The following is a 15,549-nucleotide window of genomic DNA, read 5'->3' on the forward strand; positions in this document are numbered from 1 at the left end:
CACCGGAAGGTGGGCTTTTTTCAAGCGTCATGCACTCAGAACAGCTTCAGTGGCGGTGCCTCTTTGCTCACTTCGGCTTTCTGCGAACCTTGCTCGTTCCAACCGCCACCCAGGGCCTTGTACAGGTTGACCTCGCTGGTCAGCTGCGCAAGCCGGTCGGTGATCAACGCTTGCTGCGCGCTGAACAGCGAGCGCTGGGCGTCGAGGAAGGTCAGGTTGCTGTCGACACCGATGCGGTAGCGACGCTCGGCCAGACGGTAGTAGTCCTGGTTGGCGTTGACGAAGTCACGCTGGGCCTGCAACTGCTGGTTGTAGGTCTGACGTGCGGCCAGGCCATCGGAGACTTCCTGGAAGGCGGTCTGGATGGACTTCTCGTACTGCGCCACGTTGATGTCTTTCTGGATTTTCGAGTAATCCAGGCTGGCGCGCAGGCTGCCGGCGTTGAAGATCGGGATATTGATCTGCGGCGCGAACGACCAGGTGCCCGAGCCACCCTTGAACAGACCGCCCATGTCCGGGCTCAAGGTCCCGGCATTGGCGGTCAGGCTGATGCTCGGGAAGAACGCCGCGCGTGCCGCGCCAATACTGGCGTTGGCGGCTTTCAGGTTGTGCTCGGCGGCGAGGATGTCCGGACGGCGTTGCAGCAGTTCCGACGGCAGGCCGGCCGGCAACTCGCTGAGCAGGTCGGCCGACAACGGCTGCGCGCTCGGCAGGTTGGCCGGGATCGAGGTACCCAGCAGCAGCGTCAGGCTGTTTTCGTCCTGGGCCACCTGGCGGGTGTAACGCGCCAGTTGCACCCGGGCGTTTTCCACCGAGGTCCGCGCCTGGCTCAGGTCCAGGGCCGAGGCCACGCCGACTTCGTTGCTGCGCGAGGTGAGGCGGTAGCTCTCCTCGTAGGCCGCCAGGGTGTCCTGGGTCAGCTTGAGCAGTTCCTTGTCGGCCTGCCAGGTCAGGTAGGCGTTGGCCACGCTGGCCACCAGGCTGATCTGCGTGCTGCGCCGGGCTTCTTCGCTGGAGAAGTAGGTCTGCAAGGCCTGCTCGCTCAAGCTGCGAACGCGACCGAACAGGTCCAGCTCGTAAGCGCTGATACCCAGGGTTGCCGAGTACTGGCTGGAGATGGCCGCTTCACCGGTCTGCGACATCCGCGCCGGGGTACGTTGACGACTGCCGCTGCCGTTGGCCGAAATCGCCGGGAACAGGTCCGCGCGCTGGATCTGGTACTGCGCGGCGTAGGCGTCGATGTTCAGCGCCGCGACCCGCAGGTCGCGGTTGTTCACCAGCGCGGTCTGGATCAGCTGCTGCAGGGCAGGGTCATGGAAAAACTGCCGCCAGCCCTGTTCGGCGGCTGCCTGGTTGGCTGCCTCCGCAGGCGAATAGGCCGGCCCTTGCGGGTATTGCGCCGCGACCGGCGCTTGCGGCTGCTGATAATCCGGTATCAGCGAGCAACCACTCAGCACGGCGGCGGTGATTGCGAGGGAGAGTAGCGACTTGCTCATTGGCCAGCCTCTTCAGGAGTTTCAGTAGTTTGCGCTTCGTCTGCCTTGCGGCGGCCCATCTTGGACACGGTGACGAAGAACAAAGGTACCCAGAATATTGCCAGGACAGTCGCGGTGAGCATACCGCCAATCACCCCGGTACCGATCGCATGCTGGCTACCCGAGCCTGCGCCGGTGGAGATGGCCAGCGGTACCACACCGAGCACGAAGGCCAGGGAGGTCATGATGATCGGACGCAGACGCATGCGGCAGGCTTCGATCGCCGCGTCCACCAGGCTGCGGCCCTGTTCGTGCAGTTCCTTGGCGAACTCGACGATCAGAATGGCGTTTTTCGCCGCCAGACCGATGGTCACCAACAGCCCCACCTGGAAGTACACGTCGTTGGACAGGCCGCGCAGGCTGGTTGCCATCAGCGCACCGATGATCCCCAGCGGCACCACCAGCATGACCGCGATCGGAATCGACCAGCTTTCATACAGCGCCGCCAGACACAGGAACACCATCAGCAGCGACAAGGCGTACAGCGCAGGCGCTTGCGAGCCCGACAGGCGTTCCTCGTAGGACAGGCCGGTCCAGGAGATACCGACACCGGCCGGCAGCTTCTTGGCGATGGCTTCGACTTCGGCCATGGCTTCACCGGTACTGTAGCCCGGCGCCGGGGCACCCAGGACTTCCACCGCTTCCACGCCGTTGTAGCGGGCCAGTTTCGGCGAACCGTAGATCCATGTGCCCTTGGCGAAGGAGGCGAACGGCACCATGGTCCCGGCGCTGTTACGCACGTACCACTTCTTCAGGTCCTCGGGGCTCATGCGAGCGTTAGGCTGACCCTGGATGTACACCTTCTTCACCCGACCGCGGTCGATGAAGTCGTTGACGTAGCTACTGCCCAGGGCAATCGACAAGGTGTTGTTGATGTCGGAGATGGTCACGCCCAGGGCGCTGGCCTTCTCGTCATCGATTTCCAGCTGGTACTGCGGCTCGTCGTTCAGGCCGTTCGGACGCACCTGGGAGAGGATCTTGCTCTGCGCCGCCATGCCGAGGAACTGGTTGCGCGCTTCCATCAGTTTCTCGTGGCCGATACCGGCGCGGTCCTGCAGGAACACGTCGAAACCGGTGGCGTTACCCAGCTCCAGTACCGCCGGTGGGGCGAAGGCGAACACCATCGCATCGCGGAAGCTGAAGAAGTGCTGCTGGGCACGGGCGGCCAGGTTGAACACGCTGTTGTCCACGGAGCGTTCGTCCCACGGCTTGAGCATGATGAACGCCATGCCCGAACTCTGGCCACGACCGGCGAAGTTGAAGCCGTTCACGGTGAAGACCGAGGCCACGGTGTCCTTTTCCTTGTCCAGCAGGTAGGCGCGCATTTCGTCGACGACCACCTGGGTCCGCTCGGAGCTGGAGCCGGCCGGGGTCTGTACCTGGGCGAACAGTACGCCCTGGTCTTCTTCCGGAAGGAACGCAGTCGGGATACGGGCGAACAGCCAGATCATGCCGACCACGATCAGCGCGTAGGCCAGCAGGTAAGGCGCCTTGTGCCGCAGGATGTTGCCCACGCCACGCTCGTAGCTTTTGACGCTGCGGTCGAAGGTACGGTTGAACCAGCCGAAGAAGCCGCGTTTCGGCGCGGCGTGTTCGCCGTGGGGAATGGCCTTGAGCATGGTGGCGCACAGGGCCGGGGTGAAGATCAGGGCAACCAGGACCGACAGGGCCATGGCCGAGACCACGGTGATCGAGAACTGCTTGTAGATCACACCGGTGGAACCGCTGAAGAACGCCATTGGCAGCAGTACCGCCGACAGCACCAGGGCAATACCGACCAGGGCGCCCTGGATCTGGCCCATGGACTTCTTGGTCGCTTCCTTGGGTGACAGGCCTTCCTCGGCCATTACCCGCTCGACGTTTTCCACCACGACGATGGCGTCGTCCACCAGCAAGCCGATGGCCAGCACCATGCCGAACATGGTCAGGGTGTTGATGCTGAACCCGGCGGCCGCGAGGATGCCGAAGGTACCCAGCAACACCACCGGAACGGTCATGGTGGTGATGACGGTGGCGCGGAAGTTCTGCAGGAACAAGAACATCACCAGGAACACCAGCACGATCGCTTCGACCAGGGTTTCAACCACACCCTTGATCGACTCGGTCACCACCGGGGTGGTGTCGTACGGGAACACCACTTTCATCCCTTCCGGGAAGAACGGTTCCAGGTCGCTGATGGTCTTGCGCAGGGCCTTGGCGGTGTCCAGGGCGTTGGCGCCGTTGGCCAGTTTCACCGCCAGGCCGGAAGCCGGGGCACCGTTGAACTGGGCACTGACGGAGTAGTTTTCACCCCCCAGGGCGACATCGGCGACATCGCCCAGACGCACTTGCGAGCCGTCCGCGTTGACCTTCAGCAGGATCGCCTTGAACTGCTCGGCAGTCTGCAGGCGGGTCTTGCCAATGATGGTGGCGTTCAGTTGCTGGCCTGGCAGGGCTGGCAAGCCACCGATCTGGCCGGACGAGACCTGGACGTTCTGCGCCGCCACGGCGTTCTTCACGTCAACCGGAGTCAGGTTGAAGTTGTTCAGCTTGGCCGGGTCGAGCCAGATACGCATGGCGTACTGGGCACCGAATACCTGGAAATCACCCACGCCCGCGGTCCGCGAGATCGGGTCCTGCATGTTGGACACGATGTAGTTCGAGAGGTCGTCCTTGGACATGCTGCCGTCCTCGGAAACCACACCGATCACCAACAGGAAGTTCTTCACCGCCTTGGTCACGCGGATACCCTGTTGCTGCACTTCTTGCGGCAGCAGCGGGGTGGCCAGGTTCAGCTTGTTCTGTACCTGAACCTGCGCGGTGTCCGAGTTGGTGCCCTGCTCGAAGGTCGCGGTAATGGTCATGCTGCCGTCGGAGTTACTTTCCGAGGACACATAACGCAGGTTGTCGATACCGTTGAGCTGCTGCTCGATGACCTGCACCACGGTGTCCTGCACGGTCTGTGCGGAAGCGCCTGGGTAGGTCACGGAGATAGCGATCGCCGGAGGCGCGATGCTCGGGTATTGGTTGATCGGCAATTTGAGGATCGATAGAGCCCCGACCAGCATGATCACCAGGGCGATTACCCAGGCGAAAATCGGACGGTCGATAAAAAATTTCGACATGGTTTACTCCCCTTTGCCGCCTGCAGCTTTGTCAGTTGCCTGTGCAGTGGCCGGGTTTTTGGCTGGAACGTTGGTCGCTTCGCTGGCTTTGACTTCGACGCCAGGTCGGACGAATTGCAGCCCTTCGGTGATCAGGCGATCACCGGCCTTCAGGCCGTCCTCGATCAGCCACTGGTTGCCGACGGTGCGGCTGGCCTTGAGCTGACGCAGTTCAACCTTGTTGTCCGGACCAACCACCAGGGCGGTCGGTGTACCCTTGAGGTCGCGGGTCACGCCTTGTTGCGGGGCGAGGATCGCCGCGGCATTCACGCCGGCCTGCAGTTGCGCGTGCACGAACATGCCTGGCAGCAGGGTGTGTTCCGGGTTCGGGAACACTGCGCGCAGGGTCACGGAACCGGTGGTTTCGTCGACCGACACTTCGGAGAACTCCAGCTTGCCGTCGAGCTTGTACTGGCTGCCGTCTTCCAGGGTCAGCTTGACCTTGGCGGCGTTGTCGCCGGCCTTCTGCAGGCGACCGCTTTCCAGCTCACGGCGCAGCTCGAGCAGTTCCACCGACGACTGGGTGACGTCGACGTAGATCGGGTCGAGTTGCTGGATGGTTGCCATGGCAGCGGATTGACCGTTGCTGACCAATGCGCCTTCGGTGACCGAAGAACGGCCGATACGCCCGGAGATCGGCGACAGCACCTTGGTGTAGCGCAGGTCGATCTGGGCGCTCTGCAGCGCGGCTTCCGATTGCAGGCGGTTGGCGACGGCGGTGTCGTATTCCTGGCGGCTTACGGCCTGTTCGTCGACCAGTTGCTTGTAGCGATCGGAGATCGACTTGGTCGATTGCAGGTTGGCCTGGGCGCTCTTGAGGGTCGACTCATAGACCGACGGATCGATCTGATAGAGCTGCTGACCTTCCTTGACGTCGCCGCCTTCCTTGAACAGGCGCTTGAGAATGATGCCGTTGACCTGGGGACGGACCTCGGCGATCCGGAACGCGGTGGTGCGCCCTGGAAGCTCGGACGTCAGGGTAAAGGCTTGAGGTTGCAGGGTGACTACGCCGACCTGAGGGGCTTGTGGGGCGGGAGCCGCCTCTTCCTTTTTACATCCGCTGAGCAGCGATGCCAGGGCGACGGCAGTGACCAGAGCGGTAACAGCTGGCTTGAGTTGCATGAAGATCCTCGGGTCAGGCGCGCAAAATGCGCACTCGAAAAGTGGAAGGGTAAAAAACGGGTGCTGAGTGGATAAGTAGCTTGCTAAGGAATATACTTACGTTCATGGTTGTTTGTAAATACCTTGGCGGCGTACCCATTCGGTTACAAAAGCCGTTGCAAACGTTGAATTGTAGGCTGGGCAAACGGCACCCGAGATGCCGTTCCATATTTATTCAGATGAGCTTCATGCATCGCTGAAACATCCTGATCGAGGTTTACTGCCATGGTCCGTCGTACCAAAGAGGAAGCTCAAGAAACCCGCAAACAGATACTCGAGGCGGCCGAAAAAGCTTTCTACGAGCGCGGTGTGGCGCGTACCACCCTGGCCGATATCGCGGCGTTGGCCGGTGTCACGCGTGGAGCCATTTACTGGCATTTCAGCAACAAGGCGGATCTGGTGCAGGCCATGCTCGATACCTTGCGCGAGCCGCTGAATGAAATGGCCAGGGCCAGTGAAGACGAAGAAGAAGTCGATCCGCTGGGGTGCATGCGCAAGCTGCTGATTCATTTGTTTCATCAAATTGCCCTGGACCCGAAAACCCGACGCATTAATGAGATTTTGTTTCACAAGTGCGAAATCACCGATGAAATGTGCGACATGCGGCGCCAGCGTCGCGCGGCCAGCCTGGATTGCAACGTGCATATCGAGCTGGGGTTGCGCAATGCCGTGAAGCGGGGACAACTGCCCGAGAACCTCGATACTGCCCGGGCGGCCATCAGCATCCACGCCTATATTGATGGCATTCTTTATCAGTGGCTGTTGGCGCCGGACAGTTTCGAACTCCATAAGGAAGCGGAGCGCTGGATCGATACCGGATTGGACATGCTGCGCCTGAGTCCCAGCCTGCGTAATTGAGACAAAATGCGGAATTACGTCGGCAGATGTCAACGTTTGCGCGTTATAAAGCTTGATGTTTCATTCGTCACGACTCACCGGGATGCCTTTATATACGTGGCGACTTTATCTTGATAGATAGCGAGCTACGTATTTTGTAGGGAAATTGTTGCGGGTATGTGAATGAGTGTAAGTACCGCGGCTTACAAGGGTGCCGAGCAACCGGTAAAAGGTATCGCACTGATTTGCCTGGCGGTTTTGCTGTTCGCCAGTCATGACACCCTCTCCAAATACCTGTCCGGGTTCTACCCCATCGTCATGGTGGTCTGGGCCCGGTATGTGGTGCACACGCTGTTGATGCTGGTGGTGTTCGTGCCGCGCAGCGGTTTCTCCGCCGTGGTGCGTACCAAGCGGCCAGGCCTGCAACTGTTGCGCGCCTTGTGCCTGATCGGCACCAGCCTGTTTTTCACCACCGGCCTGCGTTATATCCCCCTGGCCGAGGCCACCGCGGTCAACTTCCTCGCGCCTTTGCTGGTCACCGCCTTGTCCGTGCCGCTGCTGGGCGAGCGGGTGACCCGCGGCCAATGGCTGGCGGTGCTGGCCGGTTTCGTCGGGGTCTTGATCGTGATTCGTCCGGGCGGCGCCTTGTTCACCCCGGCGATCCTGCTGCCGCTGTGCTCGGCCTTGTGTTTCGGCTTCTATCAGTTGTTCACCCGCAAGCTCAGCGGCGTCGACAGCCCCACCACCAGCAACTTCCTCACCGGAATTCTCAACAGCCTGATCATGAGCGCGGCGCTGCCGTTCTTCTGGAGTACACCGACCCTGTGGCACGCCTTGTTCATGATCGGCCTCGGCACCTGCGGCATGCTTGGCCACCTGTTGCTGACCCAGGCCTTCCGCCATGCCGCGCCGGCGATGCTGGCGCCATTCAGCTACGGGCAGATCCTGTTCGCGGGCATGTACGGCTACCTGATCTTCGATCACACCCCGGACAGCTTCGGCATAGTCGGGATCGCGGTGATCTGCTTCAGCGGCCTGGCCGTGGCCTGGGGCCAGCGCAAGCGCAGCTAATCGCGCCCCGTCTTTGTAGGAGCGAAGCTTGCTCGCGATAAACCCAAGGGCAACGGGTAGCTTCAGGCACACCGCATTATCGTTGACTACCATCGCGAGCAAGCTTCGCTCCTACAGGTGAATGCGCATGAAAAAGCCCCGGCTCTCGCGAGTCCGGGGCTTTTTAATTGAAGCGTCTTACAGCGTCGGGTAGTCGATATAGCCGACCGGACCCTTGCCATAGAACAGTTCAGGACGCGCATCGTTCAGCGGTGCATCGGCCTTCAGGCGGGCCGGCAGGTCCGGGTTGGCGATGAAGGGCACACCGAAGGCCACGGCGTCGGCCTTGCCGCTGGCCAGCCAGGCGTTGGCGCTGTCCTTGGTGAAGCGCTCGTTGGCGATATACGGGCCGCCGAAGGCTTCTTTCAGTTGCGGGCCGAGGCTGTCGGCGCCTTCTTTCTCGCGGGAGCAGATAAAGGCGATACCGCGTTTGCCCAGTTCGCGAGCGACATAGGTGAAGGTTTCGGCCAGGTTGTCGTCGCCCATGTCATGGGAGTCGGCCCGTGGCGCCAGGTGTACGCCGACACGGCCGGCGCCCCAGACTTCGATGGCGGCGTCGGTCACTTCCAGCAGCAGGCGGGCACGGTTTTCCAGGGAGCCGCCGTACTGGTCGGTGCGCTGGTTGGTGGAGCTTTGCAGGAACTGATCCAGCAGGTAGCCGTTGGCGCCGTGGATTTCCACGCCGTCGAAACCAGCGGCCTTGGCGTTCTCGGCGCCGACCCGGTAGGCGTCGACGATATCGGCGATTTCAGCGGTTTCCAGGGCGCGCGGGGTCGGGTAGTCGGCCAGCGGACGCACCAGGCTGACGTGGCCCTTGGGCTGGATGGCGCTTGGCGCGACCGGCGCTTCGCCGTTCAGGTAGCTTGGGTGGGAAACCCGGCCCACGTGCCACAGCTGCAGGAAGATCTTGCCGCCCGCGCCGTGAACGGCCTTGGTCACGTTGCTCCAGCCGCGCACCTGGTCGTTGGACCAGATGCCCGGGGTGTCCGGGTAGCCGACGCCCATCGGGGTCACCGAAGTGGCCTCGCTGAGGATCAGGCCGGCGGAGGCGCGTTGTACGTAGTACTCGGCCATCAGCGCGTTCGGCACGCGACCTTCGTCGGCGCGGCAGCGGGTCAGCGGCGCCATGATGATGCGGTTGGCCAGCTCGAGGTCGCCGAGTTTGATCGGATCGAAAATAGTCGTCATGAAATACACCCTTCTTTAGATGAACGTATCAGTTGGTCGCAGGAGCCAGATCGGCGTTGCCGCCCTGGCGAAAGGTAATCAGCGTCACCAGCAGGGCCAGGATCGCCAGCGCGGCGGCCGCCAGCGGCACGTTGACCAGGCCGTAGCCGTGGGCGATGACGCTGCCGCCGACCCAGGCGCCCAGGGCGTTGCCGATGTTGAAGGCGCCGATGTTCAGCGTGGACACCAGGTTCGGCGCGGCCTTGCCGAAGGTCACCACATTGACCTGCAGGGCTGGCACCGCGGCGAAGCAGGCGGTGGCCCAGAGGAACAGGGTGACTTCGGTGGGGATCAGCGCGACGCTGGTCCAGGTCAGCACGGAGCTGGTCACGGCCATGGCGATCAGCACGCCGACCAGGGTGCCCGACAGGCTTTTGTCGGCCATCTTGCCGCCGACGATGTTGCCCAGGGTCAGGCCCAGGCCGATCAGCACCAGGGTCCAGGTCACGCCCTGGGGCGAGACGCCGGTCACCTCGCCCAGCAGCGGGGCGACATAGGTGAACAGGGTGAACACCGAGGCGGAGAACAGCGCGGTCATGCTCAGCGACAGCCAGATCCCGGCGCCCTTGAGGGCGACCAGTTCCGAACGCATGTCGAGCTTCTCTTCGTCGCGCTTGGCCGGCAGGAAGCGGATCAGGCCGATCAGGGCAATCACGCCGATCACGGTCACCGCCCAGAAGGTCGAACGCCAGCCGGCCTGCTGGCCCAGGGCAGTGCCCAGCGGTACGCCGAGCACGTTGGCCAGGGTCAGGCCGGTGAACATCAGGGCCACGGCGGAGGCACGCTTGTTGGCGGGCACCAGGCCTGCCGCGACCACCGAACCGATACCAAAGAAGGCGCCATGGCACAGGGCGGTGACCACACGGGCGAACATCAGCACGTTGTAGTCACTGGCCAGCGCACACAGCAGGTTGCCGACGATGAAAATCCCCATCAACGCTACCAGGGCGGCCTTGCGCGGCAGCCTGGCGGTGGCCAGGGCCATGAAGGGCGCGCCGATGGCCACGCCCAGGGCGTAGCCGGTCACCAGCCAGCCGGCGCCGGGGATCGACACACCCAGGTCGTTCGCCACATCGGGCAGCAGGCCCATGATGACGAACTCGGTGGTGCCGATGGCGAAGGCGCTCAAGGCCAGGATGAGGAGCGAGAGGGGCATTGTCGGGTCCTTGTCAGCGTCTGCTGCTGAGTTCTTGGGTGAGCGCTTCGAGGAAGGCTTGGATCACATCCTCGTTGCGTTTGAAAAAGTGCCATTGGCCGGCTTTCTGGCTGCTGATCAGGCCCGCCCGCTGCAAGGTCGCCAGGTGCGCGGAGACGGTCGACTGCGACAGGCCACAGCGTTGGTCGATCTGTCCGGCGCAGATGCCGTACTCATGGTTGTGGGTCTGATCGGGGAACTGGACCTTCGGGTCCTTGAGCCAGATAAGGATGTCTCGTCGTACTGGGTGCGCCAGGGCTTTTATTATTTCGTCGAGGTCGATGGACATGGCGGTGCTCGTTTTCCGTAAAACGTTATATCGCGATGAGGCGAACTTTAAATCGCTATTTCGCGATATACCAATATGATTTTGATCTGAGATCAGCGTTAATCGGTATATCGGGTTATAACGATATGTGAGGCGCAGTGCTAAGCTGCGCGAATGAATTATCTCGCACATCTGCACCTCGGCGGCCAGCGCCCCGGTCAATTACTCGGCAGTTTGTATGGCGACTTCGTCAAAGGGCGCCTGCAGGGCCAGTTCGACCCGGAGATCGAGGCGGCCATCCAGCTGCATCGCAGCATCGACATCTTTACCGACCGCCATCCGCTGGTGGGCGAATCGCTGTCGCGTTTTTCCCTGACCCGCCGGCGTTACGCCGGCATTGTGCTGGACGTGTTTTTCGACCACTGCCTGGCGCGGGACTGGGCGTTCTATGCCGACCGGCCGTTGGAACTGTTCACTTCGGACGTGTACCGGGTGCTGGCGGCCGAACCCCGATTGCCCGGGCGCCTGGCGCAGATCGCGCCGCACATGGCCGCCCATGACTGGCTGGGTTCCTACCGCGAGTTCGAGGTGCTGGAGCAGGTGTTGCGTGGGATTGCCCGGCGCCTGTCACGTCCGGAAGAGCTGGCGGCGGCGATGGGCGAGCTGGAGCGGCTGTATCAGCCGTTGAGCGAGGATTTCCGGGCGTTCTACCCGCAGTTGCAGGCATTCGCCGCGCAACACATCCATCCCGTGTAGGAGCGAGCTTGCTCGCGATGAGGCCCTTGAATACGGTTCAAGGCTCAGGTTTTTTCGCGAGCAAGCTCGCTCCTACAGGTACTGGGTTCAGGCAGCGATCAGTTCGCCGGCACGCCGTGGTTCGGCTGGCTGGGCGATATCGCCAAACAGGACCTTCTGCACCGCCTGTTGCGCCTGGAACGCCAACGCGGCGCGCTCCTGGCCCTGGCAGGCAATCGGCTTGAGCAGATGGATTTCCACCCGACCCTGATCGTTGGCGAACAGGCGCATCAGGTGCGACAGCAAATCATCATCGCCGACGAAGGGCGCCAGCGGATCGATATCGCCATCGCGCAGGTAACGAATGGCCACCGGCTGCAAGGCCACATCGGCCTCGATGGCACTGGCCAGCAGGCGCCCGTGGAAGGTGCGCAGGCTGCGGCCGTCGGTGGTGGTGCCTTCGGGGAACATCAGCAGAGGGTGGGTCTGCTGCAAATGGCGGGTCATCTGCTTGCGGATCAACTGGCTGTCACCCGACCCACGGCGGATAAACAGGCTGCCAGCCTTGGCGGCCAGCCAGCCGGCGACCGGCCAGGTGCGCACTTCGGCCTTGGACAGGAACGACAGCGGCGTCAGCGCGCCGAGCAACGGGATGTCGGTCCAGGACACGTGATTGCTGACCCAGAGCATCGGCTGCTTGGGCAACTCGCCGTGCACCGTCACGCCGAAGGGCAAGGCATTGCTCAGGCGCGCCATGAAAAAGCGCGACCAGCGCTGGCGGCGGACCATGGAATTGGCGATGCCCAGGCGCTCGAACACGCCGAACACGCAGGCCATGCTCAGGCCCAGCGCCACCACCAGCAGCACGCGGGCGATGCGCCCGTAGACCCGTAGCCGGCGCATCACACGGCCGCCTTGAAGTGGCGGGCGTAGCGCGGGCACAGCTCGTCGCGCTTGAGCAGGATGAACACGTCGGCCACCTGGAAGTCCTGGTCCCAGCACGGCTCGCCGCAGATCTTCGCGCCCAGGCGCATGTAGGCCTTGAGCAGCGGCGGCATCTCGGCGATGACGTTGGACGGGATGTCGAGGTTCGGTAGCGGGTTCTTCGGTTCGGCGCGCAGATGTTCGGTGCACAGGTAGCGTTCGCGCAGGCGCTGCATGATCGCGTGGGCCTGCACGCCGCCGTCCTGCATCGGGATGCTGGCGCAACCCATCAGGTAGCTGTAGCCGCCCTGGTTGAGCACTTCGGCCAGCTCGCCCCAGAGTACGGCGATGGTGCCGCCGTTGCGGTAGGCCGGGTCGACGCAGGTGCGGCCGATCTCCAGGATCGGGCCCTTGAGCTGGACCAGGCCGTGCAGGCTGAATTCTTCTTCGCTGTAGAAACGCCCCAGGCTGCTGGCGGCCTGGTGGTCGAGCAGGCGGGTGGTGGCGACCAGGCGGCCGCTGCTCAAGTCACGCACGCCGATGTGGCTGCAGTGGACATCATAGTCATCCATGTCCAGACCCAGCTCAGCGCCTTTCAGTTTGGCGTTGAACTCGCCGCTGAAGACGTTGAAGCGCAGGGCCTGGGCTTCTTGCAGGGCCGCGGCGCCAACCAGGCGCTCGGCTTGCAGGCGGCGTTCATTGCCGGTGTCGCTGATGCGGGCGATCTGAGTCATTGTGAATCTCCGTGCGGGCCACTGACCCGCCTTGGGTTGCAGCCGATCGACTTTGTTGTGCAAAGTCAGGCTATGTAGCCCCGGTGTCATCGCCATGAAGCTTTGGTGATGCTTATATGACAGCCCCTGAGGACCCGCTTATGCCCTGGCAAGCCCTGCTGCACAGCCGTCGCCGACTGCCCGCCCACCCGGACCTGGCCGAAGGTTATGCCGCGTTGTTACAGGAGCTGTTGTTACAGGCGTCGGGACCGGTGACGCCCTTCGAGCTGGCGGTGCGCGGCGGACGGCTGATGGCCACTCCGGGGCTGGCCTTCCTGGTGGGCTACCAGGCGGCCTTGCGCATGCTCTGGCCCAGCGCGCCGCTGAGCCTGGGCGCGCTGTGTGCCACCGAGCAGCGCAGCCTGCGCCCGGCTGACATGCAGACTCGGCTGCGGGACCTGCACCTGAGCGGGCGCAAGGACTTCGTCACCGCGGGCGATGCCGCCGACTGGCTGCTGATCGCCGCCCGCTGCGAGGCCCAAGGTGAATCGCCGCGCCTGAGCCTGGCTGTGGTCTACGCTGGCGAGCCTGGGGTCAAGGTCGACAAGCTGCCGGCGATCCCGCTGATGCCGGACATCAGCCACGGCCGCCTGCAGTTGGATAACGCCCTGTGCGAACTGCTGGCGGGCGACGGCTGGGATGCCTACGTCAAACCCTTCCGCACCCTGGAAGACATTTATGTGCTCAGCGCCATGACGGCCTGGCTGTATGGCGTCGGCCAGGACAACGACTGGCCGCAGACCCTGCTCCTGCAATTGCTGGCCTTGCTCGCCGGTTGCGCGGAAGTCAGCCGGCAGAACCCGTCGCTGGGCAGTGGGCATGTGTTGCTGGGTGGCCTGTTCGCCCAGTTCGACGGGCTCAAGCCGGCCCTTGAGCAAGCCTTTGCCGATGGCCCGCCGGAGTGGGCCGAATTGTGGAAGCGCGATCGGGCAGTGCTGGACCTGGCGGCGGGGGCGCGGAGCAAACGCCTGGCCAAGGCGCTGGCCTTATAAAGGAGGGGCCGCTGCGCGGCACATCGCGAGCAAGCTCGCTCCTACAGAAAAGCGACGCTGCTCATGTAGGAGCGAGCTTGCTCGCGATAGGCCCGAAGGGCCGCGGGTGGCAAAAAACTGTCATCTCCCTGGTCTACCCTCAGCGGGTTCCCTTGCCCGAGTTCCCGCCATGCTCAAAGGCTCGACCCTGCTGCTCGCGCTGCTATTCATGCTCCCACCGGCCTGGGCCGAAAACTGGCCCGGCGCGCAATGGAGCACGGGCCCCGCAGCCAGCGGCCCGGCCCTCGAGGCGCTGGAGGCCTACGCCTTCGCACCCCGCAACGAGGCGACCCGCCTGGGCATCCGCAGCGACGCCTTGCTGGTGATCCGCGATGGCCAGTTGATCTATGAGCGTTACGCCGGCCCGACCAGTGCCGACACCCCGCACCTGACCTGGTCCATCAGCAAAAGCCTGTTGGCCGCGGTGCTGGGCGTGGCCTATGGCGAAGGGCGTTTCCAGTTGCAGGACAAGGCCGTCCGCTTCCTTCCGGCGTTGCGCCAGCATCCGGACATCAGCCTGGCCGACCTGCTGCACTGGGCCTCGGGCCTGGATTGGCAGGAGGATTACGAGTACGCGCCACTCAAGTCCTCGGTGGTGGCCATGCTCTACACCCGCGGCCACGGCGATATGGCGACCTTTACCGCCGAGCACCCGGCCTTCAGCCCGCCGGGGCAGGTGTTTCGTTACTCCAGCGGCGACAGCAACCTGCTGTCGGCGGCCCTGAAAGGCATGCTGGGAGCCCAGCGTTATGCCGACTATCCCTGGCAGGCGCTGTTCGAGCCCCTGGGCATTACCCACGCCGTGTGGGAAAGCGACGCCACCGGCACCTTTGTCGGTTCCTCCTATACCTACCTCACTGCCCGCGATCTGGCGCGGGTCGGCCTGTTGATGCTGCGCGACGGACGTTGGGGCGAGCGCGAGTTGTTGCCCAGGGACTGGGTCGAATTCAGTCGCACGCCGTTCGCCGGTTATCAGGCGAACCAGGACGAGCTGGTGCCCGGTGGCCACTGGTGGCTCAATCGCGCCGTCGGCGGCGCCCCATCGCCCTGGCCAGACGCGCCGGCCGATACCTTCGCGGCGCTGGGCCATTGGGGGCAGGCGTTGTACGTGATCCCCAGCGCCGGGTTGGTGATTGTGCGTTATGCCGACGACCGCGACGGCAGCTATAGCCACAACGAGCTGCTCAAACTGGCCCAGGCGGCTTTCGCCCGGCAGGTGCAGCCATGAGCCGGCGTCCGTGGGTCGTGCGCCATCCCTTCGCCAGCCTGCTGTTGCTGGCGCTGCTGGCCTTGTTCGGCTGGGGCTGGAGCGAGCGGGTCGCGCTGCGGGCCTTCCCGGACATCCTCAGCGCCTACAGTGCCAAGGAGTACTGTTCCTGCCGCTACGTGATGCACAACGTTGCCGAGTACTGCGAAGGTTATGTGCAGCAGTACCTGCCGCTCAAAAGTCTGCACGACGATGCCGAGCACAAGCGGGTGAGCGCCAGCGGCCTGGGACGCAGCCACAGCGCTGTCTGGCTGAGCGAGCGCCAGGGCTGTCGACTGGAGCCCTGAACGGCGCCACGCAACGATCGGTAATCCTTTCCCGGGGCTGCCAGCCCCTGTGCTGA

The 15,549-nt window shown here is 63.5% G+C and carries 14 protein-coding genes; 6 read left to right on the forward strand and 8 right to left on the reverse strand.

Features of this window, described 5'->3' with window-relative positions; genetic code table 11:
* Positions 1–35: 35 nt before the first annotated feature.
* The 3 genes from adeC to emhA are packed head-to-tail and all read right to left on the reverse strand — an operon-like array spanning position 36 to position 5,800.
* On the reverse strand, positions 36–1,496 hold the full coding sequence (gene adeC / locus PVZ78_RS29515; protein WP_009047411.1) for an AdeC/AdeK/OprM family multidrug efflux complex outer membrane factor: 1,461 nt from the start codon (positions 1,494–1,496) through the stop codon (positions 36–38).
* Positions 1,493–4,639 (reverse strand): efflux RND transporter permease subunit EmhB, encoded by a 3,147-nt coding sequence (gene emhB / locus PVZ78_RS29520; RefSeq protein WP_016702072.1) that lies wholly within the window; start codon positions 4,637–4,639, stop codon positions 1,493–1,495. Before emhB ends, adeC begins: the two co-directional genes overlap by 4 nt.
* Positions 4,640–4,642: 3 nt before the next feature.
* Positions 4,643–5,800 (reverse strand): efflux RND transporter periplasmic adaptor subunit EmhA, encoded by a 1,158-nt coding sequence (emhA, locus tag PVZ78_RS29525; protein ID WP_009047413.1) that lies wholly within the window; start codon positions 5,798–5,800, stop codon positions 4,643–4,645.
* Positions 5,801–6,064: 264 nt separating this feature from the next.
* On the opposite strand from emhA, the gene emhR reads away from it, so the two are divergent.
* Both emhR and PVZ78_RS29535 read left to right on the forward strand, forming a co-directional pair.
* On the forward strand, positions 6,065–6,697 hold the full coding sequence (gene emhR, locus PVZ78_RS29530; protein WP_009047414.1) for an efflux system transcriptional repressor EmhR: 633 nt from the start codon (positions 6,065–6,067) through the stop codon (positions 6,695–6,697).
* A 162-nt stretch (positions 6,698–6,859) separates the two neighbouring features.
* Positions 6,860–7,747 carry a DMT family transporter gene (locus tag PVZ78_RS29535; protein ID WP_273829660.1) on the forward strand — a complete coding sequence of 296 codons (888 nt, stop codon included), beginning with the start codon at positions 6,860–6,862 and terminating at the stop codon, positions 7,745–7,747.
* Between the two features lie 177 nt (positions 7,748–7,924).
* Here PVZ78_RS29535 and PVZ78_RS29540 read toward each other — a convergent pair whose 3' ends face one another.
* The 3 genes from PVZ78_RS29540 to PVZ78_RS29550 are packed head-to-tail and all read right to left on the reverse strand — an operon-like array spanning position 7,925 to position 10,497.
* Entirely contained in the window at positions 7,925–8,974 is a 1,050-nt protein-coding gene (locus PVZ78_RS29540; protein ID WP_028681793.1) for an alkene reductase, read from the reverse strand.
* A 28-nt stretch (positions 8,975–9,002) separates the two neighbouring features.
* Positions 9,003–10,169, reverse strand: coding sequence for an MFS transporter (locus PVZ78_RS29545; RefSeq protein WP_028681792.1), 1,167 nt, complete (start codon positions 10,167–10,169; stop codon positions 9,003–9,005).
* Positions 10,170–10,182: 13 nt separating this feature from the next.
* Positions 10,183–10,497: an ArsR/SmtB family transcription factor gene (locus tag PVZ78_RS29550; RefSeq protein WP_009047418.1), complete on the reverse strand. Its 315-nt coding sequence runs from the start codon at positions 10,495–10,497 to the stop codon at positions 10,183–10,185.
* A gap of 153 nt (positions 10,498–10,650) precedes the next feature.
* Between PVZ78_RS29550 and PVZ78_RS29555 the strand changes: the two genes are divergently transcribed.
* Positions 10,651–11,232 (forward strand): acyl carrier protein phosphodiesterase, encoded by a 582-nt coding sequence (locus PVZ78_RS29555; RefSeq protein WP_028681791.1) that lies wholly within the window; start codon positions 10,651–10,653, stop codon positions 11,230–11,232.
* Between the two features lie 87 nt (positions 11,233–11,319).
* On the opposite strand, the gene PVZ78_RS29560 is transcribed toward PVZ78_RS29555, so the two are convergent.
* Together PVZ78_RS29560 and olsB are read right to left on the reverse strand one after the other, a co-directional pair.
* Positions 11,320–12,114, reverse strand: coding sequence for a lysophospholipid acyltransferase family protein (locus PVZ78_RS29560; RefSeq protein ID WP_009047420.1), 795 nt, complete (start codon positions 12,112–12,114; stop codon positions 11,320–11,322).
* Complete coding sequence (gene olsB, locus PVZ78_RS29565) at positions 12,114–12,869, reverse strand: L-ornithine N(alpha)-acyltransferase (protein WP_028681790.1); 756 nt, start codon at positions 12,867–12,869, stop codon at positions 12,114–12,116. Before olsB ends, PVZ78_RS29560 begins: the two co-directional genes overlap by 1 nt.
* A 140-nt stretch (positions 12,870–13,009) precedes the next feature.
* On the opposite strand from olsB, the gene PVZ78_RS29570 reads away from it, so the two are divergent.
* From PVZ78_RS29570 to PVZ78_RS29580, 3 genes are all read left to right on the forward strand, one after another.
* A complete protein-coding gene (locus PVZ78_RS29570; protein ID WP_009047422.1) occupies positions 13,010–13,900 on the forward strand; it encodes an acyl-CoA dehydrogenase family protein in 891 nt (296 codons plus the stop codon).
* A gap of 169 nt (positions 13,901–14,069) precedes the next feature.
* The gene (locus PVZ78_RS29575; protein WP_273829661.1) at positions 14,070–15,167 is read left to right on the forward strand and encodes a serine hydrolase domain-containing protein; all 1,098 of its coding nucleotides are present in this window, start codon (positions 14,070–14,072) and stop codon (positions 15,165–15,167) included.
* Entirely contained in the window at positions 15,164–15,493 is a 330-nt protein-coding gene (locus PVZ78_RS29580; protein WP_101281925.1) for an amidase, read from the forward strand. Before PVZ78_RS29575 ends, PVZ78_RS29580 begins: the two co-directional genes overlap by 4 nt.
* Positions 15,494–15,549 lie beyond the last annotated feature (56 nt).

This window comes from Pseudomonas sp. SBT1-2, from assembly GCF_028640875.1.
GTDB lineage: Bacteria > Pseudomonadota > Gammaproteobacteria > Pseudomonadales > Pseudomonadaceae > Aquipseudomonas > Aquipseudomonas chlororaphis_I.

What these genes read in the sequence shown, in the direction of transcription:
- PVZ78_RS29545 (WP_028681792.1), bottom strand. Translation starts at nt 10,169, where the DNA reads ATGCCCCTCTCGCTCCTCATCCTGGCCTTGAGCGCCTTCGCCATCGGC.
- adeC (WP_009047411.1), bottom strand. Translation starts at nt 1,496, where the DNA reads ATGAGCAAGTCGCTACTCTCCCTCGCAATCACCGCCGCCGTGCTGAGT.
- PVZ78_RS29550 (WP_009047418.1), bottom strand. Translation starts at nt 10,497, where the DNA reads ATGTCCATCGACCTCGACGAAATAATAAAAGCCCTGGCGCACCCAGTA.
- PVZ78_RS29575 (WP_273829661.1), top strand. Translation starts at nt 14,070, where the DNA reads ATGCTCAAAGGCTCGACCCTGCTGCTCGCGCTGCTATTCATGCTCCCA.
- PVZ78_RS29555 (WP_028681791.1), top strand. Translation starts at nt 10,651, where the DNA reads ATGAATTATCTCGCACATCTGCACCTCGGCGGCCAGCGCCCCGGTCAA.
- PVZ78_RS29560 (WP_009047420.1), bottom strand. Translation starts at nt 12,114, where the DNA reads ATGCGCCGGCTACGGGTCTACGGGCGCATCGCCCGCGTGCTGCTGGTG.
- PVZ78_RS29570 (WP_009047422.1), top strand. Translation starts at nt 13,010, where the DNA reads ATGCCCTGGCAAGCCCTGCTGCACAGCCGTCGCCGACTGCCCGCCCAC.
- emhR (WP_009047414.1), top strand. Translation starts at nt 6,065, where the DNA reads ATGGTCCGTCGTACCAAAGAGGAAGCTCAAGAAACCCGCAAACAGATA.
- emhB (WP_016702072.1), bottom strand. Translation starts at nt 4,639, where the DNA reads ATGTCGAAATTTTTTATCGACCGTCCGATTTTCGCCTGGGTAATCGCC.
- olsB (WP_028681790.1), bottom strand. Translation starts at nt 12,869, where the DNA reads ATGACTCAGATCGCCCGCATCAGCGACACCGGCAATGAACGCCGCCTG.
- PVZ78_RS29580 (WP_101281925.1), top strand. Translation starts at nt 15,164, where the DNA reads ATGAGCCGGCGTCCGTGGGTCGTGCGCCATCCCTTCGCCAGCCTGCTG.
- emhA (WP_009047413.1), bottom strand. Translation starts at nt 5,800, where the DNA reads ATGCAACTCAAGCCAGCTGTTACCGCTCTGGTCACTGCCGTCGCCCTG.
- PVZ78_RS29535 (WP_273829660.1), top strand. Translation starts at nt 6,860, where the DNA reads ATGAGTGTAAGTACCGCGGCTTACAAGGGTGCCGAGCAACCGGTAAAA.
- PVZ78_RS29540 (WP_028681793.1), bottom strand. Translation starts at nt 8,974, where the DNA reads ATGACGACTATTTTCGATCCGATCAAACTCGGCGACCTCGAGCTGGCC.